Origin of the sequence: Bradyrhizobium sp. AUGA SZCCT0169 (genome assembly GCF_018130085.1) — a bacterium.
Classification (GTDB): Bacteria; Pseudomonadota; Alphaproteobacteria; order Rhizobiales; family Xanthobacteraceae; genus Bradyrhizobium.
In genome coordinates this window covers 40,220-61,899 of sequence record NZ_JAFCMC010000029.1, presented here as the reverse complement: position 1 = coordinate 61,899, position 21,680 = coordinate 40,220, and the positions used below count along the sequence as shown (strand labels likewise).

The 21,680-nt window shown below is 62.6% G+C and carries 16 protein-coding genes; 7 read left to right on the top strand and 9 right to left on the bottom strand.

Features of this window, described 5'->3' with window-relative positions; translation table 11 throughout:
• The first annotated feature begins 86 nt into the window (after positions 1 to 86).
• Complete coding sequence (locus JQ609_RS26055; protein WP_212275724.1) at positions 87 to 4,190, top strand: GAF domain-containing protein; 4,104 nt, start codon at positions 87 to 89, stop codon at positions 4,188 to 4,190.
• Here JQ609_RS26055 and JQ609_RS26050 read toward each other — a convergent pair.
• Positions 4,164 to 4,505 carry a hypothetical protein gene (locus tag JQ609_RS26050; protein ID WP_212209559.1) on the bottom strand — a complete coding sequence of 114 codons (342 nt, stop codon included), beginning with the start codon at positions 4,503 to 4,505 and terminating at the stop codon, positions 4,164 to 4,166. The two genes, JQ609_RS26055 and JQ609_RS26050, sit on opposite strands and share 27 nt — an antisense overlap.
• Before the next feature lie 64 nt (positions 4,506 to 4,569).
• Positions 4,570 to 4,809, bottom strand: a complete 240-nt coding sequence (locus JQ609_RS26045; protein WP_212036880.1) for a DUF2171 domain-containing protein — start codon at positions 4,807 to 4,809, stop codon at positions 4,570 to 4,572.
• A gap of 351 nt (positions 4,810 to 5,160) precedes the next feature.
• On the opposite strand from JQ609_RS26045, the gene JQ609_RS26040 reads away from it, so the two are divergent.
• Positions 5,161 to 6,111 (top strand): DUF6492 family protein, encoded by a 951-nt coding sequence (locus tag JQ609_RS26040; RefSeq protein ID WP_212275722.1) that lies wholly within the window; start codon positions 5,161 to 5,163, stop codon positions 6,109 to 6,111.
• Between the two features lie 101 nt (positions 6,112 to 6,212).
• Here the strand turns inward: JQ609_RS26040 and galE are convergent, their stop codons facing one another.
• The 6 genes from galE to JQ609_RS26010 form a co-directional block, all read right to left on the bottom strand.
• Positions 6,213 to 7,223: a UDP-glucose 4-epimerase GalE gene (gene galE, locus JQ609_RS26035; RefSeq protein ID WP_212275720.1), complete on the bottom strand. Its 1,011-nt coding sequence runs from the start codon at positions 7,221 to 7,223 to the stop codon at positions 6,213 to 6,215.
• Positions 7,223 to 8,044 carry a WecB/TagA/CpsF family glycosyltransferase gene (locus JQ609_RS26030; RefSeq protein ID WP_212275718.1) on the bottom strand — a complete coding sequence of 274 codons (822 nt, stop codon included), beginning with the start codon at positions 8,042 to 8,044 and terminating at the stop codon, positions 7,223 to 7,225. Before JQ609_RS26030 ends, galE begins: the two co-directional genes overlap by 1 nt.
• Positions 8,037 to 10,340, bottom strand: coding sequence for an exopolysaccharide transport family protein (locus tag JQ609_RS26025; RefSeq protein ID WP_212275716.1), 2,304 nt, complete (start codon positions 10,338 to 10,340; stop codon positions 8,037 to 8,039). Before JQ609_RS26025 ends, JQ609_RS26030 begins: the two co-directional genes overlap by 8 nt.
• Before the next feature lie 156 nt (positions 10,341 to 10,496).
• Positions 10,497 to 11,198: a polysaccharide deacetylase family protein gene (locus JQ609_RS26020; RefSeq protein WP_249128433.1), complete on the bottom strand. Its 702-nt coding sequence runs from the start codon at positions 11,196 to 11,198 to the stop codon at positions 10,497 to 10,499.
• A gap of 53 nt (positions 11,199 to 11,251) precedes the next feature.
• Positions 11,252 to 12,058 (bottom strand): bifunctional 2-polyprenyl-6-hydroxyphenol methylase/3-demethylubiquinol 3-O-methyltransferase UbiG, encoded by an 807-nt coding sequence (locus JQ609_RS26015; protein ID WP_212275714.1) that lies wholly within the window; start codon positions 12,056 to 12,058, stop codon positions 11,252 to 11,254.
• Positions 12,059 to 12,064: 6 nt separating this feature from the next.
• Positions 12,065 to 13,504, bottom strand: a complete 1,440-nt coding sequence (locus JQ609_RS26010; protein ID WP_212275712.1) for a lipopolysaccharide biosynthesis protein — start codon at positions 13,502 to 13,504, stop codon at positions 12,065 to 12,067.
• Positions 13,505 to 14,018: 514 nt separating this feature from the next.
• On the opposite strand from JQ609_RS26010, the gene JQ609_RS26005 reads away from it, so the two are divergent.
• The 4 genes from JQ609_RS26005 (at position 14,019) to JQ609_RS35830 (ending at position 19,371) form a co-directional block, all read left to right on the top strand.
• Entirely contained in the window at positions 14,019 to 15,914 is a 1,896-nt protein-coding gene (locus JQ609_RS26005) for an acyltransferase family protein (protein WP_212275710.1), read from the top strand.
• Between the two features lie 52 nt (positions 15,915 to 15,966).
• Positions 15,967 to 16,890, top strand: a complete 924-nt coding sequence (locus JQ609_RS26000; RefSeq protein ID WP_212275708.1) for a glycoside hydrolase family 26 protein — start codon at positions 15,967 to 15,969, stop codon at positions 16,888 to 16,890.
• A gap of 169 nt (positions 16,891 to 17,059) precedes the next feature.
• A complete protein-coding gene (locus tag JQ609_RS25995) occupies positions 17,060 to 18,061 on the top strand; it encodes a glycosyltransferase family 2 protein (RefSeq protein ID WP_212275706.1) in 1,002 nt (333 codons plus the stop codon).
• Positions 18,058 to 19,371 (top strand): O-antigen ligase, encoded by a 1,314-nt coding sequence (locus JQ609_RS35830; protein ID WP_212275705.1) that lies wholly within the window; start codon positions 18,058 to 18,060, stop codon positions 19,369 to 19,371. Before JQ609_RS25995 ends, JQ609_RS35830 begins: the two co-directional genes overlap by 4 nt.
• Before the next feature lie 3 nt (positions 19,372 to 19,374).
• Here the strand turns inward: JQ609_RS35830 and JQ609_RS25985 are convergent, their stop codons facing one another.
• Complete coding sequence (locus tag JQ609_RS25985; RefSeq protein ID WP_212275703.1) at positions 19,375 to 20,466, bottom strand: glycosyltransferase; 1,092 nt, start codon at positions 20,464 to 20,466, stop codon at positions 19,375 to 19,377.
• A 256-nt stretch (positions 20,467 to 20,722) separates the two neighbouring features.
• Between JQ609_RS25985 and JQ609_RS25980 the strand changes: the two genes are divergently transcribed.
• Positions 20,723 to 21,673, top strand: coding sequence for a hypothetical protein (locus tag JQ609_RS25980; protein WP_212275701.1), 951 nt, complete (start codon positions 20,723 to 20,725; stop codon positions 21,671 to 21,673).
• Positions 21,674 to 21,680 lie beyond the last annotated feature (7 nt).

The following is a 21,680-nucleotide window of genomic DNA, read 5'->3' as shown; positions in this document are numbered from 1 at the left end:
CGCCAATAACGACCATTTAGGCGTCTTTCGCGCATAAATTTCCGTGGGGCAGCAGGCCCGTATTGTCTGCTGGGAGCTCGAGAGCCGTGAAGACCAGTATCGCGCGTACATTTGCAGCGTTGAATGCGACTAACGAAGCGATCCTGTACGCAAGATCGCCGGAAGAACTGTACGAAAAGGTCTGTGAAGCCGCTTTCTCCAGCGGGGACTTCTTGGCGACGGCCGTCTTTTTGCTGGACCCTCATACCAATCTGCTGCGGTTTGCGGCCGGTTTCGGCGAAGACACCGCAAGGCTGCGCGGCATCGACATTTCGATCGTGGCGGATACGCCTGAGGGCTCCGGGGTTTGCGGGCAGGCCTTTCGCGATCAGAAGCTCTGCGTCAGCAACGATTATCTCAACGACGCGCATTCGCTGGCCTGGCGCCAGGGTGCCGCTGCCGGACAGGTCGGCGCGGCCGTCGGGTTGCCGCTGACCCGCAACGGCCGCAGCATCGGCGTCTTCCTCGTCACGCGGCGCGAAGCCGGGTCGATCGACGCCCCGGTCGTCGCATTGCTCGAACGCATGTCGGCGAACCTTTCATTCGCCCTCGACAATTTCGATCATGAAGCGGCGCGCAAGGATGGCGAGCGGACGATGCGGCGTCTGAACCGGATGTTCGGCGCCATCAGCGCGACCAATGAAGCGATCCTTCGTGCCAAGACCGAACAGGAGCTTTACCAGCGCGTTTGCGATGCCGCCGTTTACAGCGGAAAGTCGGTCGCGACGGTGGTCCTGCTGTCAGAGCCGCATTCGATCTGGCTGAAGCCTGCGGCCGGCAGCGGCGAGAGCCTGGATCTGCTGACCCGGACGCGCTTCTCGATCGATGCCGACAATGACTACGGCAGGGGCGTTGCCGGTCAGGCGTACCGGACGCAGCGGCTGTGCGTCAACCACGACATCTCGCAGGGTGGCCCGTGGCAGCAGGCCGGACGCGAGGCCGGCGTCGTCGCCTGCGTCGCCGTGCCCCTGATCAAGGCCGGACAGAGCGTCGGCGTCGTGATGTTCTTTGTCGGCAAGGCATGGGCGGCGGATGAGGAGATCATCGCGCTGCTGGCGCGGATCGGGGAAAACGTCTCGTTCGCCCTCGAAAACTTTGAACGCGCCAACGCCAAGGCGAAAGCCGACGAACAGAAAGAACGGTTGACGCGGATGTTCGCGGCGCTCAGCGCGACCAATGAAGCGATCATGCGGGCCAGGTCGCGCACCGAAATGTTCGAATTGGTATGCACGGCCGCGGCACACGGTGGCCGGTTCAATTCGACCAGCATCCTTCTCGTCAGGCCTGACAGCGATTCCTTCAACATGGTTGCCTCGGCCGGGCCGACGGCGGAAAACGCCCGCCGTCTGAAGGTCTCGACCAGCGCGGCTGTGCCGGGAGGTCGCGGGGTCTGCGGGACGGCGTTCCGTTCCCGGCAGGCCTGCATCAATAACGATTTCCTGGCAGGCCCGCGGAACGATGCGTTCGATCAGGTCATCAACAGCGACGGTGCAAGGTCGGGCGCCGCGTTTCCGTTGCTGGTCGAGGAGCGGATCGTCGGTGTGATGCTGTTCATTTCCTCGCAGACGGAAACGTTTACCGCGGAGTTTGCCGAGCTGCTGCAGCGGCTGGCCGACAATGTGTCTTTTGCGCTCGAAAGTTTCGATCGCACCGACGAGAAGGCGAAGACCGAGCAGCAGAAGGAGAGCCTGACACGCATGCTCGCGGCGCTGAGCGCGACCAATGAAGCGATCGTTCGGGCGGGATCGCGCGACGAACTGTATCAACTGGTTTGCGAGGCGGCGGCAACAGGCGGCAGGTTCACCTCCACCACCATCGCGTTGGCAAGGCCGGGCAGCGATTTCATGGATATCGTGGCCGGCGCCGGTCCGACCGGCCAGAGCGCGCGTCAGGTCACCCTGTCGATCAATGAAGCGCATCCGGAAGGGCGCGGTGTCTGCGGCATCACGTTCCGCACCGGCCAGGCCTGCATCTTCAACGACTATCTTGCGGATCCGAGGGCCGCGGCATTCCACGCCAAGGCCCGCCGGGAGGGCTCCAGATCGGGCGCCGGTTTTCCGCTGTTGGTGCGAGGGCAGGTGGTGGGCGTCATGCTCTACGTCTCCTTGTACAAGGACGCGTTCACGCCTGAATTTACCGAGCTCCTGCAACGGCTCGCCGACAACGTATCGTTCTCGCTGGAGACGTTCGAGCGGGCCGACGAAAAGGCGAGGACCGAGGAGCAGAAAGAACGCCTGACGCGCATGCTCGCGGCACTCAGCGCGACCAATGAAGCGATCGTGCGGGCAAATTCGCGCAGCGAGTTGTTCGATCTGGTGTGCCAGGCCACCGCAAACGGCGGCAAGTTTACCGCTACTTCCATTGCGCTGACGAGAACGGACAGCGATTATCTGGACATTGTCGCAGCCGCCGGACCGACCGCTGCCAGTTCGCGCGAGGTGCGGGTGTCCGCCAACAAGGCCCATCCGGAAGGACGCGGGTCCGCCGGCATGGCGATCCGCTCGGGCAAGCCCTGCATCATCAACGACTACCTGGCCGACCCGCGCAGCCAGGTGTTCCATGCGCGCGCCCGCAGGGATGGGACCCGTGCGAGTGCCGCCTACCCGCTGCTGGTGCGGGGGCGGGTCGCCGGCGTCATGATCTTCGTTGCGATCGAGAAGGATACGTTCACGCCGGAGTTCTCCGAACTGCTGCAGCGGCTCATCGACAATGTATCGCTGGCGCTGGAGAATTTTGACCGCGCCGACGAAAAGATGCGAGCGGACGAGCGGATCGAGTATCTGGCCTCGCATGACAGCCTGACCAACCTTCCGAACCGCGAGATGTTCAACGGGATGCTGCGCCGGGCGATCGATGCCGCGGAGCGCTATCAGCGGTCGTTTGCGGTCCTGTTCATCGATCTCGACCGGTTCAAGGTCATCAACGACTCGCTGGGCCATGACGCCGGCGACATGCTGCTGGTGGAAATCGGCGGCCGGCTGCGCAACGCATTGCGTTCGAGCGACGTGGTGGCGCGGCTCGGCGGCGACGAATTCGTCGTGATCCTGAAGGAAGCCGCCGAACGTCACGAAGTCGAACGCATCGCCGGCGAACTCCTGTCCGTGCTGAGCCAGCCGCTGCAGCTCAGCGGCCACGAGTGCCACACCACGGCCTCGATCGGCATCGCGATGTATCCGTCTGACGGCGCCGACATGCAGACGCTGACCAAGAACGCCGACATGGCGATGTATCTTGCCAAGGAGGACGGCAAGAACAGCTTCCGCTTCTTCACCAGGGAGATCAAGGCGCAGTCGATCGAGCGTCTGACGCTGGAGAGCGCCCTGCGCCGCGCGCTGGAGCGTGACCAGTTCTCGCTGCACTACCAGCCGAAGGTCGATATGGCGAGCGGTCAGATCACCGGCGTCGAGGCTTTGTTGCGCTGGAACCATCCCGAACTCGGCCTGGTATCGCCGGGGCAATTCATTCCGCTGGCGGAAGAGACCGGGCTGATCGTGCCGATCGGCCGCTGGGTGCTGACGGAAGCCTGCGCGCAGAACTTGGCCTGGCAACGCCGCGGCCTGCGGCCGGTGACGATGGCCGTCAACCTGTCGCCGCGGCAGTTCGCCGACGCCAATTTGTTGCATGATGTCGACGAGGCGTTGCTGGCAAGCGGCATGTCGCCGGTGCTGCTGCAGCTCGAGGTCACCGAAAGCATGGTGATGCGCAACGTTTCGCGGGCGATCAAGGTGCTCGACGCGATCCAGAACCGCGGCATCCGGCTTGCAATCGACGATTTCGGCACCGGCTATTCGTCGATGTCGCTGATGAAGCAATTCCCGATCGACACCATCAAGATCGACCGTTCCTTCGTGCGCGATCTGCCTGTTGATTCAGAGGACCAGGCCATCACGCAGGCGATCATCAGCATGGGCAAGGCGCTGGGGATGACCGTCATCGCCGAGGGCGTCGAGACCATCGAGCAGCAGACGTTCCTGCGCAATCATGCCTGCGATGAAATGCAAGGCTTCCTGTTCTCAAAACCGCTGCCGCCTCAGCAGATGGCGGATATGCTTCGAGCCGAGCCGCTGCTGGCCTCGCCGCCGCTGCAACCGGACGCCGGCGATGCGCGCCAATCGGCTTCGCCTTCAAGGCTGGAAAGCACTGTCATCTGACGGCTGCGCATGCAAATCGCGCACGTCGGAGTCCGTGGACCTCACCTTGCGCGAAAAGTCATAGGGCCAGGGCTGGATGACCTGGCCAGCCAGGGAATGGAACAGGACGCCCGCGCCGTCGGCGTAAGTCGCGCCATCGGGCAAACCCAATCTGGCGCTCCAACGCGCCGGCAGCGCCTGGGCGATATCCCGTACCTCGACCGCCGGTCCCCACCACCAGGCTGGAGCGGGCGGCCGGTCATCCTCAGCGAGTGCGCGCCATCGCCCAAATTCGACGACAACGCGCTCAAATTGCAGTTTTGCCGCCGGATGCATCGGAAGGCCCTGTTATCTTGCCGATGATAACTTCATCCGCAGCCGGCACAATACATGGTCAGGGTTACTGCCTGCCGTGTTGCCAGTGTGACGTCACATCCGCGCCTGATTTGTTGAGGTGAACGTGCTGGTCGACATGATCGACCCAATCCACCGGAATGAAGTGATGGTGCTGGCCGTCCGGCGAACTCTGCTTGGTCAGCTTGATCTTGTCGGATCCCTCGAGGTGGTCGACCTTTCCGACCGTCTTCTTGTCGGACGAGATGACATCCATATGTTCCTTGATCTGCGAAGCGACCGCCATGTTGCGTCTCCGTTGAATGAACAGGCATTTGAAACGCGCCAATTCCGGAAAGGTTGCTGATGCCTGTGGCTCTTGAACAAATGTTCCCAAGCCACCTTAACCGTCCGGTAACCATAGCTTCGCTTATCCATGGTTCCACGGGAGCACAGGCATCACTTGCACGAAATTGATCGCCGGAATGCCGCTGCCGTTTCATGGCTTCGTCATGGGATCGAGCGCGGGTTTCATCAATCACTGTTTATCTTAACAGCGAAGCGTTGTTTGAAGCCCTCAAGCGATCATCTATTATATCAATCTGATCGGGATCGACCCCGATCGCCGGTCACACAAGACATCATGACGGGAAGTGGCGTGACTAAAAGCGTAGCATTGATGACCCCGACCTATCGCGGCGATCTCGATCGCTTCGAATTGCTCTGCGAGAGTCTCGATCGGTTCGTCAGCGGATACGAACGGCATTACGTCATCGTCAATGACGACGACCTGCCGTATTTTGCCCGGTTCGAAAATAGCCGCCGCACCGTGCTGCCGAGCTCGCGCTTCTTGCCGTCCTGGCTGAGGGCATTGCCGCCGTTTGTCTCGCGCAAGGGGCGCAGGACGTGGTGGTCGTTCCGGTCGGGCCCGCTGCACGGCTGGCATATCCAGCAGCTTCTCAAGATCGCGGGCGCCTTGCACCTGCCGCATCAGCGCTATTGCATCGTCGATTCCGATAACACGTTCTTTCGTCCGTTCGATGTCGCCGCCTATGCCGGCGCGGACTTGACCCCGCTCTATGTCGATCGTCTGGCGATTCCGGCCGATAAGCCGTCGCATAATGTCTGGGTCCGAAACAGCGATCGCCTTTTGGGCGGCAGCCCCACCGCGTTCCCGGCCGACGACTATATCGGCAACGTGCTCGTCTGGGACAGATCGACCTTGCGCGACATGACCGCAACGATCGAAGCCGTCACCAGCATGCCGTGGGCGGTAGCGCTTGGCAAGACGCGCTCGTTTTCCGAATACATCCTCTATGGGTACTTTGTGAACCAGTCGCCGGCCCACCGGGCGACGCACCGGCTGACCACGCAAAGCCTGGCGACTTCCTACTGGGAGCCGGACCAGTTGGATGAAAAAGCGGTGGTCGCCATGATCGAGAAGTCGCCGCCTGACGTCGTCGCACTTTGCATCGAGTCGTTCTCGGCAACCCCGGTATCGCTTATCCGCAAGGTCGCGGGTTTGTCGAATAACGACGCGCCGTTGCAGCCGCAAGGTCCCACTTCGACGCAGGGCGCGAACGCGGTCATGACCAGGGAAGCCGTCTGAGGCGTCGGACGGCCGTCCCTGCAACAGTTTCCACCTAGACCTTCGCCGGTTAGCCCAACAGCCGGGCGGCATTGCCGCCGGTGGACCGCTTTTGTGCGAACTCAGCCGGTCTTGAGCGGGTGAGCTGTCTTGTGCCAGGCCCAGGCGGTGCGGATGATGGTCGCTAGATCCGAATAAGCGGGGCGGAAGTGCAATGTTTCGCGCGCGGCGGAAGCGTCCGCGACCAGATAGGTCGGGTCGCCGGCGCGGCGTGGCTTGACGACGTGCGGTACTTCGCGCCCGGTCTCGCTGGCGATCGCCGCGAGGATCTCCCGCACCGAAAATCCCTTGCCGGTGCCGAGATTGAAGACGCCGCCGGAATGCCCTTCGAGCAAGAGCTTCAGCGCCAGCACATGGGCGGCGGCAAGGTCGGTGACATGGATGTAGTCGCGGATCGCGGTGCCGTCCGGCGTCGCGTAATCGTCGCCGAATACCGCGAAATCCGGCACGTGGCCCTGCAGCGCCATCATCGCGCGCGGAATGAGATGGGTTTCCACCTCGCGCTGCTCGCCGATGCCGCCGGCGGGATCGGCGCCGCTGGCGTTGAAATAGCGCAGCGCGAACGAGCCGAGCCCGTAGGCCCCGCGATAATCCGAAAGCACCCGCTCGATCATCCATTTCGAGGCGCCATAGGGATTGATCGGCGCGCAGGGATAATTTTCGGGCAGCGCCTTGCTGTCGGCATTGCCATAGACCGCGCCGGTCGACGAGAACACCAGGCGGCTGCAGCCGGCCTCGCGCATCGCATCCAGCAGCGCCAGCGTGCCGACGAGGTTGTTGACGTAGTATTTCCGCGGATCGACCACGGATTCGCCGACCAGGCTGGATGCGGCGAAATGCATGACCGCGACGATGTCGTGCTCGGCGAAGGCGAGCGCCAGCGTGGCCTTGTCGGCGATGTCGCCGGTAACCAGCGCACCCGCGACGAAGCTGTGGTGGCCGGTCGAAAAATTGTCGTAGCAGACGGGGAGATAACCGGCCGCATCAAGCGCCCGGCAGCAATGCGAGCCGATATAGCCCGCGCCGCCCGTGACCAGGATGGCCGGACGATCGCTCGCCAGACCGGCGCCCATCAGTCCCGGGCCCGTTCGGTGGCCGAAGGCCGGCTCTTGTTGAACAGCAGATAGAGCGCGCGCGGATTGGTGGTGAAATAGCGCCAGAACAGCCGGCGCGGCTCCAGCCAGATGCGCCAGGCCCATTCGAGCCCTACCGCCTGCATCCAATACGGAGCGCGGGCCCGGCTGCCCGACAGGAAGTTGAACAGTCCGCCAGAGGTCTTGATCACGCCGACCTTGAACAGGCGCGAGGTGTATTCCTCGACAAAGGCCTGCTCATAGGGAACGCCAAGCGCAAGCCAGAGGTAATCGGGCGCCAGCTCGTTGATTTCGTCGACCTTGGCCCGCAGCGCGTCGCCGCGGAGGAAGCCGTGCGAATGTCCGATGATCTTCAGGTCCGGATAGAGTTTGCGAACATTGGCGACGGCAGCGGCGTTCTCCGCCTCATCGGCGCCGAACATGTAGAAGGTCAAGCCGGCCGCCTGCGCCTTGCGGGCGACGACGTGGAACAGGTCGGTGGTCGCGACCCGCTCGGGGAGCGGCGTCGACGATTTCAACCGCGACACCGTCACGAGCGGCTGGCCGTCGGCATTGATCAGATCGGCGGAGCGAAACAGCCGGTCGGTCATCGGTTCGGTGGAGCAGCGCGCCAGCACCTCGCCATTGGCCGAGGTCAGATAGAGCGGGCGAGCGAGCCGGCGTTGCGGGAACACCATCTCGATCATGAAGTCCGCGGTCTGCTCAAGGTCGAGCACGGCAAGCCGCAGCCCGCCCAGTGTGATTCGGGGAACGCCGGCAGTAGCGGCTCTCCCGAGGGGATTCAAGCGACGCTCACGCATACTGTTTGTCTCGCTGACGGTTGACGGCCGTGGGGGTAAGTTCGTTGATGACGACACCGACCAGCTTGCGCTCGGTCTCGCCGAGCGCGGTGATGATGTCTTCCATGCTCTCGTTGATGTCGAGCTTGACCGGAAGGATCGCGACCAGCCCGACGGTGGCGTCGAACAGCGCGTGGTCGGCCGGGCTCCACGGCATGGCAGGCCCGTCGAGGACCACCAGATCGTAGTCGCCGCCGATGCGCGCCTGCGCAATCGCCTTGCGGATGGTGTCGCTTGCCTTGGTATCCGAGGCCTTGAGGGCCGGCAGGATCGAAATCCCGTTCGCGGTCCTGACGACGCGCGCAGCCTTGGCGGCAATATTGAGCCAGCCGAGACGGCCGGTCTCTTCCTTAGCCAGGTGGGCCACCTTGTTCGACAGCGTATAGTTCTTTTGATCGGCATCGATCAGCAGCACCCTGGCGCCATCGCGGGCGGCCGAGAGCGCGACATTGAGCGCGGCAATGCTGCGGTCCTCGCCATCGCCGGCGCCGATCACGGCCATGACGGGCGCGGTGTCCTTGGCGACGCGCGTCGCCAGTGCGGTCCGGATTTCGCGCATGGTGTTGAGGAATGTCATCAGCGGGAAGCCGGCCCGGAGCGTCGGCCAGCCGAGGCTGACGACATCGGGGGTGCCGCCCGTCGCCAGGATTCCGCCGAGCGTGCGTACCACGTCCGATTCCTGCAGCCGGGTGATCGACGGCTTCGCGATCAGGCTGACGGCGGGCTGCGGGGTGGCCGACGGTTGCCTCGTGGCTGCGGCAGGCGTCCGATTTTGCGCGGCGGACGAGGCCGATGTCCTGACCGGTGTGTTGGGTCGAACCGGGTTGGCGCCGGGCGCCAGCTGGTCGACAGCGATGATCCACGCAGCCGAGGCGAGCCCGCCCAGCATAAAGCCGATCATGGCGAACAAGGCCATGCCCGGCGGGAAGGTGCGCCGCTGCGGCACGGTGGCGTCGCCGATGATGCGGGCGCTCGAGGTGTTCAGCGTCTCCTGCTCCTCGGTCTCGCGCGATCGCTTGAGGAACGACTGGTAGACGTCGCGGCTGGCTTCGACGTCGCGTTCGAGTTCGCGCAGCTTGACCGCGGCCTGGCTCATCTGGACGCTCTGGCGCTTTTGGGTCTCGAGCGCCTTATTCAGGGAAGCTTCGTAATCCCGGGCGCGGGTCAGGTCATTCTTCGCCGCCTGCAAAAAGCGATCGGTTTCCTCGCCGATGGTCCGGCGCAGATCCTCGACCTGCTTCTCCATCTGGCGCAGGGCGGGATGGCGCGGCCCCAATTCGCTCTGCAATTCGGCCTGGCGCTTCCTGGCTTCGGCATATTGCGAACGCAGATTGGCGATGGTCGGCGATTGCAGCGCCTCCGGAATGGCGCCGGCGTCCGCCGACGTCTTGCGGCTGGCCGCGATCTGATCGTATTTGGCCTGCGCGTCGAGCGTCAGCGCCCGCGCCGCGGCAAGCCGCTGGTTGCTGGCGGAGAGCTGCTGGTCGCTGATCAGCGTGTCCTGCGTGCCGACGAAATTGTTCTGCGCCTTGTAGACCGCGAGCGTATTCTCGGCGGTGCGAAGCCGATCCTGCAATTCCGTGAGCCGGCTCGAAAGATCGCTGGTGGCGCGACGGACCCGCGCGGCCTGCGATTGGGTATTCTCGGTCAAATAGGCCTTGGCGATCGCATTCGAGAGCATCGCCGCCTTCACCGGGTCGATCGACCAGACCTCGATGTCGACGATGAAGGTCTTGTCGGTCTTTTTCACATTGATGTGGCGGATCAGGGTTTCCAGCGCCGCCATCTCGACGAGCTTGCGCTGCTCGGCGGTCGGGCGCAGTTCGATCCCGAACAGGCCGAGCAGCGATCCGAACAGGCCCTTGCCGCTGCCGCCGCCGAACTCAGGGTCCTTCTCGAGATGGGTCTCGCGGATCACCTGCAACAGCACGTTGTTCGATGTGATGACGCGCCCCTGGCTCTCGACCACCATTGCAAGGCCGGACAGGTCCGGCGCGCGCGGCGTGAGTTCGCGATCGACCAGCTGCAATTCGCGGGGATCGACGTAGAGCTGGGCCGTTGCGGTATATTTCGGTGTCAGGCTCTTGCCGATCGCCACCGCGACGCAGGCGCAGAGCAGCGCCGCCGAGGCGATCGCGATCTTCCGCCGCCACAGCAGTTGAACCAGATCGAGCACGCTGAAGCCACCCAATGCCGGCGTTGCGGCGGGCCGGGGGTCAGGTTTGGCCTGATTTATCGGCTCGTCATAGATAAGCATCGACCCCAGCTTCCATTCCAACTGCGGCACACATCGGCTGAGGGGTTACTGTTCGCCTTACGCCACGCGCGCGGGACTTCAACGCGCCAAAAACGCAACAGGGAAAATTAACCATACTCATTGAGGGACTATTCACCGAAATGGCAAACAAAGCGTTTATGCGCGGGCGCATCGCAATGCCTCCGCCATCGTCAAAGCCGGAATTTTCCGGCGCGCTGCCGCCTCCAGGGCATGGTTGAGCAGGGCTGGCGAGCAGCCCCAGGGGCTCGGCCGTTCAGCAACGTCGTGGCCGTAGAAAATTAACCATCCGTTATTGGTTTCGGCATCGTCGAACGCGCGCTCGATCCCGGCGCGGTCCATCTGGCCGTCGATCAGCGGCACGGCGCGAAGGAACTGCAGATCGATTTCGCCGCTGTTGATACCCGGCACGATGCTGCGGCAGGTCTGGAACTGGTCTTTGAGCTGGTTCTTCCGTGCAAACGATCCCAAGCCGTAAGGATAGGCAAAAGTCTCGGTTTCGATCGAGGCGTCCAGCGCGCGGAGGTAGCCGCGGTTTCGCATGATTTCGTTGGCAAGGGCGGCTACGTCGAGCTCGCTGGCGCGGCGGTGCGAGAATGTATGACAGCCGATTTCGTGGCCACGGCGATGTAGGGAAAGCAGGTCGTCGGCGTCGCCCGTCGGCCATTCCCGCGTTTCGCCGCCAATCAGGCCTCCCGATACGTAGAAGGTGCCCCGCGCGCCGTGTGTTTCGAGTAGATCCGCGCCGGTCGTGGCCGCGCTTTTCGGCAGATCGTCAAAGGTAAAGCTGACCATCGGCGTGGCATTGCGCATCCGGAAGGAATTGGCGTGCAGATGCATCGCCAGCCGGTGGCTGACTTTTACTCGCGCCTCTGAGAACATAGCGTTCATTCTCAGCGCTTCCTCAAGATCACGTGATAGTCGCCGTGCCGCACGTCGGTCTTGCCGGGCAGGAAGACGTTCATCACCTTGGCGGCCGCGTCGATCAGGCTCGCGAACAGCGGCTTGCGCCGGCGCATCTCCGGATAGCGCGGGCTCTCATACTGCTTGCAATAAATCATCTGCAGCCCGTGCCTGTCGGCGAAGGTTTCCAGGTTCGCCAGCGTGACAAGCGGATGAAAATGAGTCGGGAACGGCGCGCAGCCGGGCAGGCCGGCGTTCTTGTCGCCGCGGATATGGCGGTAGAACCAGACATGGAACCAGTGCGGCGAATATTTGGTGACGACGCCGGACAGCGACCTTGGATTCGGCGCGCCGATCAGGATCAGTCCGTTTTCTTTTAGCGCCTGGCAGAAGCCAAGCAGCGCCGCTTCCACGTCGGGCACATGCTCGATCACGTTGTAGCAGATCACGAGATCGAAACTGTCGGGCGCGAAGCGATGGGTCTGGATGTCGCCGAGGATCGTTTTCTGCGCGTAGTCATTGTTGCGGATCTGGTCTTCGTCGATATCGACCACGGTGACATGGGCGCGCTTCAGAACGCTGAGCGGCAGGAAGCTGGTCGAACCGCCGCCGGCCTCATAGATCTTGAGATCGGTCGCGGGCAGTTTGGCCTCGAGAATGCTGTGAACGGTCAGCAGACTCTGCCGGGCCTCGCCGGGCGGCAGGTCGAGCAGCGACTGCGGATGCTGCGCGGCCGGCCGGTCGGCGGCGTCAGTGAAAGCCGAATGACGGGGATCGAGGGCAAATGTCTTGGTCATTTGTTCTTATCCGTTGATGTTTGCGAATTTGGCCCGGAACATCGCGAAGCCGGTTTTCAGACGGCCGCGAATCCGGGAGATGTCGAACAGCCAGCACAGGGCCGCATAGGTTATGAGTCCGGCACTGGCCAGCACGGCGCAGGCGGCGAGATCGGCGACATGCAGGTGTCTGTCGAGCGCCGCGACGGTCAGCGCCATCGCCAGTCCGGCGATCATGATCAGCGCCAGCCGGCCGAGCGGCAGCGGGACCTTGAAGGCAAAGCGGCTGAGGATCAGCGCGCAGGAAAATCCGACCACGTCGGCGCCGAGCCGCGCCCAGGCCGCGCCGACCGTGCCGTAAAGGCTGACCAAGATGTAGGACAGGATCACATTGGCCGCGATGATCGAAGCCGTGTTGATCAGATAGAACGAGTTGCGTCCGGAGAGCAGGAAGCTGGCGTGCAGATATTGCTGGGTCAGGATCTGGAAGACCACGGCCACCGCGATGATCGGCATGGTCTGCGCCGCCAGTTCGCGGAAATCCGGCCCGAGAATGATATTGGCGACATGGGTGGAAATCACCGCAAAGCCGAGGCAGGCCGGCAGCGTGATGCTGAGCAGCAACTCGACGCATTCGGACAGATGCGACCGCACTGCCGCGTCGCCCTTGCTGGCGTGAATCTGCACCGCCATCGGCAAGAACGCCGCGGCGGCGCTCATGGCCGGCATCATCAGGGTCTGCCGGACCAGATCGAGCGCGGCGACATATTTGCCGGCGTCCGCCGCACCCACCAGATTGGCGATCATGAAGCGATCCGTGACGCTGGAAATCGCGAGCAGAGTGAGAGAGAGGGTAAGGGGCAGGCCGGTCTTCGCCAGCGCCGCAAGGCCGGTGCCGTCGAATTTGACCTTGGTGCCGCGCCAGGCGGTGCGCGACTGCACCAGCACCGCAAGCAGGTAGGCGAGCGCGGACGACAGCAGCAGCAGGAAGCCAGACGGGCTGACCAGTGCCACGATCATGCCGAGGGCGAGCACGGCGCCGGCGCGGACCAGCGTCGCCTTCATGACAGAGAGCGCCATCAGCCGGGCGCGAACCAGATCCTGGGTCAGTTCGAACAGGCCGATCGCGACCGAAAGCACGACCGCAGCCAGCGCTGCATTGGTGTCCAGCCCGACCAGCCGTCCCAGGACATAGGCGATCGGCGCGGTGAGACAGCAGATCAGGTAGCCCGAGATGACGCGGCCGCGCACGTCGGGGCCGTCGTCGCGGGCGTGTCCACTCAGTATGAGATTGCGAAACCAGCCGACGAGGAAAACGCTGATGACGGACGCAAAACCGATGCCCAGCAGATAGACGCCATAATCATGCGGCGAGAACAGCCGCGTGAATATGAACACGCTCAATAGCCCCAGCAAGGCCGAGAGGAAATTGGCGGTCAGATTGATGCTGGCTTGTCCGATCAGCATGGCGCTGCGAGCCCCGCGGGCTTGCCCGTGACTCCGCGCCCGAGCACGGCGTCGCACGACGCTACTCGGTCGATCTCGGAAATCTCGTTGACGATGACGTTCAAGGCGGGCGCTTTCTGGACTAGGAATCCCTTTGCCAGACCCTTGAGCAAGATCGGTGCCGGACGGTTCCGCTAACGGTCGCCGCGATTTGATGTGGTTAATTCTGTGTTTGTCTCACCGTCGCAAGCCGGTTAACCGCGCGCGGTAACCACGATGGAAACGCAATACGTGCGCGAAGCGGCGCTTTTGGCGAGGTTGCCCGGATATTGCAGAAGGCTACTCCGCATCGCCGATGTTCATCGCCATAAGTGTGCCCCATGACAGATTGCCCGCCATTCCAAGCCAATTTCCCGTTGCCCGCGGAGGTCGCGGTGGCATCAGCCCGTTTCGGCACACCTGGATTGTCCAGAGTGTCCGCTTTTGAAACGGTGAAGGCCGGTCGCGGTTGCGGCAGCGTCGCGAGGTTCCTGCAATGAAGTATCGTGCGGATATTGACGGGCTGCGGGCCCTCGCTGTTGTTCCGGTGGTTCTTTACCATGTCGGTGTGCCCGGTTTCGCAGGCGGCTTCGTCGGCGTCGACATCTTCTTTGTCATCTCGGGCTACCTGATCTGCGGCATGATCGATGCGGACATCCGCAACGGATCGTTCTCGCTTGGCAATTTCTACAAGCGACGAATCTTGCGAATCCTGCCGGCGCTGTTCGTCATGTTCCTGGTGACGAGCGTCTTCGCCTATATCTATTTCTTGCCGGCCGAATTGATTGGCTATGCAAAGAGCCTTGCCAGCGCGATCGGCTCGGTTTCCAATGCCTATTTTGCGCAGACCTCTGGATACTTCGATGCGCCGGCCGAAACAAAACCGCTGCTGCATACCTGGTCGCTCAGCGTCGAGGAGCAGTTCTACTTCATCGCCCCGCTGCTGATGCTTTTTGTCTATCGGCGGTTTCCGAAGCGCGCCAGATTGCTGTTTGCGGTTATCGCTGCGATTTCGTTTGCTGCAGCCATCGCCATGAGCATGAGAAATGCGAACTTTACATTCTATCTCACGCCGTTCCGCGCCTGGGAGCTGGCGCTGGGCGCGATGCTGGCGATCAAATTCATTCCGGTGCCGGAAACCACGTTCTGGAAGAACATTTGTGGCGGAGCCGGGTTGCTGCTGCTGATTGGCGTGATCCTGCTTGGATCGGCATCAGTGCCGCTTCTGCTGATGACGTCACTCGCCTGCCTCGGTGCGGTGCTGGTAATCGCGTCCAGCGAGAGCGGGGTATCGATGGCCGGACGATTGCTGTCACTGCCGCCTCTGGTCGCGATCGGGTTGATATCCTATTCGCTCTATTTGTGGCACTGGCCGCTGATCGTATTCCAGCGCACCGATTCGCTGTTCGGCGCAGAATCCGCAGCGTCGACCAAACTGACGTTGATCACGCTGGCGGTGGGGCTCGCCTATCTGTCGTGGAAGCTGGTCGAATTGCCGTTCCGTTCGATGGCGCGGGAAACATCGAAGGGTGCCGTCTTCGGCGCCGCATCAGCCGCGATGGGCTCGACATTCGCGCTGTGCGCATTGGTGTTCTTCGCGAGCGGCGCGCCATACCGCTTTCCGCAACGCGTCGTGGATATCGGCACCTATCTTGCCTACGATTCGTCCGCCGCGTTCCGGACCGGGCGCTGCTTCATATCGGCCAACCGCCAGCGATTCGACGCCGAAACCTGCCTGAAACTGGATCCGGCGCGGCCGAACTATCTGCTTATTGGCGACAGCCATGCCGCGCATCTCTGGTCCGGGCTATCCGCCGCCATGCCGCAGGTGAACATCTTGCAGGCGACTGCAAGCGAATGCCGCCCGGCCGTTCCGGGGGAGCCGAGAGGCGGATTGAAGGCTTGCCGCGATGTGATGGAACTGGCGTTCAACGACTTCCTCGTCAACAACCGTGTCGACAAGGTCATACTCGCTGCCTCATGGAAGGATGAGGATCTGCCGAACCTGTCGGCCACGCTGGATACCCTGAAATCCAGGGGAATCGACGTCGTCGTACTTGGACCGATCGTCGAATACGCCGCCGCTCTTCCACGCCTCCTGATCGACGGGATTCTTCGCGACCATCCAGCCCTTGCCAGCACGAAGCGCACACCCGGAATTCGGGAGCGTGATCGCGTCATGAGCGCCTTGGTAAAGGCGCACGGCGCGAGCTATTCATCCGTCTACGACGCGGTCTGCCGAGATGGTCATTGCGACGAGTTTGTCGAGGCCGATATTCCGATGCAGTTCGACGAGGGGCATCTCACCGACAAGGGCGCAGCCGAAGTCGGCCGAAGGCTGTCTGCTGTCTTCGGTAACAAATTGACGAGGACGTCTAATGTTTCGAACTGAGCGTCCCGCGCCTCGCCGCCGGGTTGGCCTCAGGCGCCTGGTATTTTTCCTGGTGGCCCTTGTGTTGAGCCTGCTGTTGCTCGCCCGCGTCGACACCAACGCCGCCCCGCGCGTCAACTCCAGCCCTGCTAAATTTGCCGGCGCCTTCGTCGATTGGGGCCCCGTTGGGCGCGAGCATACCCTGCAGGCCTGGGAAAAATGGCTGAAGCAGCCGCCGTCGTCGGTGGTGGGCGTCGATTTCTACGGCCAGGCGAATTGGGAGGATTTCCACAAGCTGACCTGGGTTCCCGGCATCTGGAAGAAGCTCAACCCGTCGCGGAATGTTGTCTGGTCGGTGCCGCTGACCGTTCCGGGAACGCCGCTCGCCGACGTCGCCAATGGCTTGCACGACGGCGAGTTCGAGGCGGCTGCCCGTGCGATTGCCGATGCGCAGCCAAGGGCGATCATCCGTCTCGGCTGGGAGATGAATCTGTCGCAGATGGCGTGGTTCGCCAAGGATCATGAAGCCGATTACATCGCGGCGTTCCGGCGCGTGGTCGGGATCTTCCGTCGCCACTCCGACACATTCAAATATGATTGGTGTCCGGGATGGGGAACGCAGGACACGCCGGCGGACCTGGCCTATCCGGGTGACGATGTCGTCGACTACATCGGTCTGGATATCTACGATTTCAAACATGAGGGCTCGCCGGAAGAGCGGTGGAACACCTTCTATCTCAAGGCGCCGTTCGGCCTGGAATGGCACCGCGACTTTGCCGCCAGGCACGGCAAGCCGATGAGCTATCCGGAATGGGGCGTCGGCAATTTCGGCGACAATCCGTACTTCATTCAGCAGATGCATGACTGGTTCGTGAAGAACAGGAACAACATCGCCTACGCCGCTTATTTCGACGTCGACGGATTGTGGCCCACGCGGATCTCCAACGGGCAGTTTCCCAAATCCCAGAAGCTGTTCGGCAAGCTGTTCAGCCGCTGAGCCCCGAGCCTGAACCTGATTTAATTCAAACTTAACCCCGTCCATTAACCGTCGGGAACAATTCGCCACCACCAGGCATCCTGTCGGACCGGATATTGCAGCCATGCTCTTGTATCGTCTGGACCCATAGCAAACGTCATGCGCCAGAGTTTGAACGGATTGCCCGCCGATGGAAACCGCTGACACCATGCCGAACGCCGCCCGCGCCCTGGCGGCGATCTCGCCGGCCCTCGATCCTGCTTCGATCGGGATCGTCGTCTGCATTCCCTGCTTTCGCCGGCCGCAGCATCTGCGGCAGACCTTGGAATCGCTCGCCGGCCAGCGTACTGGTCACCGCTTTGCGGTTGTCATGGTCGAGAACGATGCGCTGCGGAGCGAGAGCGTTCCGGTTGCGACCGAGTTCCTGGCATCGAACAAGTTCGCCGGTCTCTGCGTGGTCGAACCACGGCAGGGCAATTGCCATGCGATCAACGCGGCGTTCGAGACGGCGCTGGCAACCTTCCCGGCTGCGTCAAGTTTCCTGATGATCGACGATGACGAAATTGCCTCGCCGGACTGGCTGGAGCGCATGATATTGACGGCCGAAGCCACCGGGGCTGACATCGTCGGCGGGCCGGTCATGCCTGACTTCGATGACGCGCGAAAGCGCGGGCTGCGTCGTCATCCGGCCTTCGCCCCGGCCTACGACACGTCCGGACCGGTTCCGGTGATCTATGGCTGCGGTAATTGCCTCATCAGGCGCTCGGTGTTCGAGCGCGTCGACGCCCCGGCGTTCGACCTGCGTTTCAATTTCCTCGGCGGCGGCGACACCGATTTCTTCTACCGCTGCCTGCGTCTGGGCATGCGGTTTCACTGGGTGGCGGAGGCCACGATCAGCGAGACGGTGCCACCGAGCCGAACCAGGCTCAGCTGGCTGATCAGCCGCGGCTTGCGGATCGGCGCGATCAATTATCACGTCCAGCGCAAGGCGACACCGACACTCTGGCTGCGCGCCAGGCTGACGCTGAAATTGCTGGCGGCGTTTCCGCTGTCGTTTCTCCAGGCCGCGCGGGCGGCCCTGACGGAGCGCGACCGCATCATAGCGATGCATCCGATGACGGTGGCAATTGGGAGCGTGCTGGCCGCAATCGGCATCGAACCTCAACCCTACAAGGCCTCGAAGATCACGTGAGCCAACTCGCCATCACGTCTCAGCTTCGTATCGTCGCAGGAGGGGTTTGGCGGCAGCAAGTGCTGGATGTCGTTCGCTGCGCCGCGTTCGTCGGAGCGTTGGTGCTGGCATGGATTTCATTGCGGCCGTTCGCCGATCTCGGCGACATACAAATCGGCGAAGTCAGTACCGGCAATGAGGCGCCGACCTATCTGGTGTTCGGCGCCCTCGCGGTGCTGATGATCGCGCTCGCGACGCGCAACAACATGCGCGGGCTGGCGACTTTGCTGACGCCATCGTTCTTGCTGTTTGCCGGTTGGGTCTGTGTGACGGTGGTTTTGTCGGTTGACCCGGCCACTTCGATGCGGCGGTTTGTTTTGACGGCGTGCGTTGTCGCCGTCACGTCGACCATGTTTTTGTTGCCGAAATCGCAAAGCGAACTGATGCGTTTGCTCAGCATCGCAGCGCTGATCCTGCTCGCGGTCTGTTACCTCGGAATCCTGCTGGCGCCGCAGTTTGCGATCCATCAGGCAACCGATCCACAGGAGCCGCTTCTTGCCGGCGACTGGCGCGGCGCCTTCGGTCACAAGAACGTGGCAGCCGGCGTGATGGCGATGCTGCTGTTCCTGGGTATCTACATCGCGCGCTCCGGCGCACTTCTGTCCGGCGCGGTCATCATCGGCCTTAGTTCCTTGTTTCTGTTTCATGCCGCCGGCAAGAGTTCGCTGACGCTGTGCTTCGCCGTGCTGCTGCTGACCTCGCTTACCTCGGTGTTTCGCTCGTTCTGGGTGCGGGCGATCCTGCTCCTGACGCCGCTGCTATTGCTGAACATGCTCAGCGTCGGCACCGTCATGAGCGAAGGTCTGGCTGCGGTCGCCAAGCTGCTGCCGCTGGATTCGACCTTCACCGGCCGTACCGACATCTGGAATTTTGCGCTGGACGCGCTGCGGCAGCGGCTGGCAACCGGCTACGGCTTCGTGGCGTTTTGGGGCAGCAAGGCGTTCGAGGAGTTGCCGGCGGGCAAGGAATGGGCCGCGTTCGCGGCGCACAGCCACAATGGTTATCTCGATACCGCGCTCGGCATGGGCCTGCCCGGACTGATCCTGCTCATCGTCGTGCTGGTGATCGTGCCGCTACGGAATTTCCAGCAAGCCGATCAGGGCGGCAACAATGGTCCGCTGGCGATGGCGCTGTTGCGCATCTGGCTGTTCGGACTCTATCTGTCGGCGATGGAGAGCTTCTTCCTCGACCGCGCCGATCCCCTGTGGTTCACCTTCCTGGTGGCGGTGTTCGGCTTGCACTATCTGTCGCGATTTCGCGTCCGGGAGTGAGGCTTAGAGCTGGGCGCGAACCGCGTTCGCGACGTCCTGCCACCACCCATCGAAGTCGAACGCGGCCTGCACCGGCGGCCGTTTCAGCGCGGCAACGATGCCATCGGCGTAGGCGTCCGCGCTCGATCCGCGCGGCACGAGCACGATGGCGCCGCGATCGATCAATTCCTTGAAGCGCGCATGATGGTCGAATTCGTCAGGCAGCGCGGGGCCGGTCACGATCAGCGGCCGGCCGGCCTGCACGCAGGCAAGAACGCTGGAGCGGCGCGCGGTGAGCCCTTCGTCGAGCGGATAACAGAACCCGTCGACCGCGCCGAACAGCCCGAACACCTCGTGATCGGAGGCGACGAAGCCGGACACGATCACATCATCGGCGATTCCGAGCTCGGTGGCGCGGGCATGGAATTCCTCCTCGACATTGTCTGTGCCGCGGATGAAGGAGCCGACATAGACGATCAGCGGCCGGAGCCCACGCTGCTTCAGGATCGCGCCAATCTCCAGCAGCGCATTGGGTTGCTTGGCCGGGTAGATCGAACCGAAATGACCGATCACCAGCCGGCCGTCCTGCCTTGCAGCCGTGAGACGCCGGCGTAACTCCGAATCCGCCATCCCTGCAGGCGCCTCGATGTTCGGCGGCAGCGGAGCCAGCACAATTTTCTTCGCGGTCCAGCCCACCAGGGAATCCTCGGCGAGTTCCTGCCGCACCAGCGGCGAGAACATGACGATGGTGTTGGCGAGCAGGAGGGCCGGGATATAGGTGATCCGGCGCAGCCAATGCAGCCCGGCCCATTCGTGCTGAATCAGGACAGTTTTGCGCCGCCGCAGCCGCGCCATGGCCATCGCCAGCAGCGGTGTGAACATCACGCGCTTCCAGGCCACGATCGGAAAGTTGCAGACCACGCTCCGTGCGGAGCCGACGGCGCGCCAGATTTCGGTGAATGACCCTTCCGATCGCGTCAGGGTTAACGTCGTGCAACTGCCGGGTTCGGTCTTTTCGATCCACTCGCCCAGCAATCGCGTGAATTGCCCGACGCCGCACTGCATTTGCGGTCCCGCGCCGAGAAACAGCGCCCGATATTGCGGTTCTGAAGCCATCGTGGGGTCGCCGGCGCTCTCTCGGTTATGCCAGCGTTAGCCATACATCCCAGACCTTATCGTCCGGTAAGTGGGTGCGACACCCCTGCGGCATCCTTCTTGCCAGTTAGAGCGTGAAGGTGATCCGGCCGTCTCATAACGGGACATCGGATGACCAACGGCGTGGCAGCCATCTGAGATTTCGGGACAGCGTGCAGGACGCAGCCGAAATCGGTCGTCATCCGGGCGAAAAAAATTGGTCAAAAGGAGTTGGACGATGGCGGCAGATCGCATTTTCAGTAATTGGGACGACACCCATTCGGTGCTGTGGGGACACCAACCAATCCGGCTTGCGCACAACATGCATAAGTCGCCGTTGTTCTCGATGGATCAGCTTGCCGCATTGATTGAGAATTATCCGCGCGAGCATTACAGCCTCATGCAGACCGGGGTGAAGGGCGACAAGCGTATCTGGCGGCACGGCGATATCGGCAATTTCAGCGGCCACCAGGTCATCGACGCGATTTCCAGGGGCGACCTGTGGCTCAACCTGCGCATGGTTTCGGATATCGACTCCCGCTACAGCGACCTGCTGGCCCAGATGTTCGCCGAGATCGGCGAGAAGGTCCCGCACTTCGCGCTGCCGCACCAGTACAACGCCGGCATTCTGCTCTCGGCACCGAAGGCGCAGGTTCACTACCACGCCGATCTTCCCGGCCAGAGCCTGATTCAAATCGCCGGCCGCAAGCGCGTCCATATCTATCCGTCGAACCCTCCCTTCGTCACTCCGAAGAATCTGGAGGACATCCAGCTGTTCGAGCTCGAACTCGATATGCCCTATCACGAATGGTATGATCGCTATGCAACCGTGCTCGATCTTGAGCCCGGGCAAATGCTGAACTGGCCGCTGAACGCGCCGCATCGCGTCGACAATCTCGGCACCGTCAACATCTCCATGACGGTGGGTTACGAGAATGAAGAGATCAGGCGGACCCGGATCGTCAATCTGGCCAACGGTCTGTTGCGCAATCGCTTCGGATATACGCCCAAGAGCCGTTCGCTCAGGGGGCCGGCATTCTGGGGCAAGGCGGTGATGCAGAAGGCGCTGCGCAACACGTCCTGGGTCAAGCGCGAGCGCAAGGCGCGGAACGAGATCGAATTCCGGCTCGACCACGACCATCCGGAGCAGGTGGTCGATCTTTCCAACAATCTTTCCAGGGCGGCATGAAGGCGGC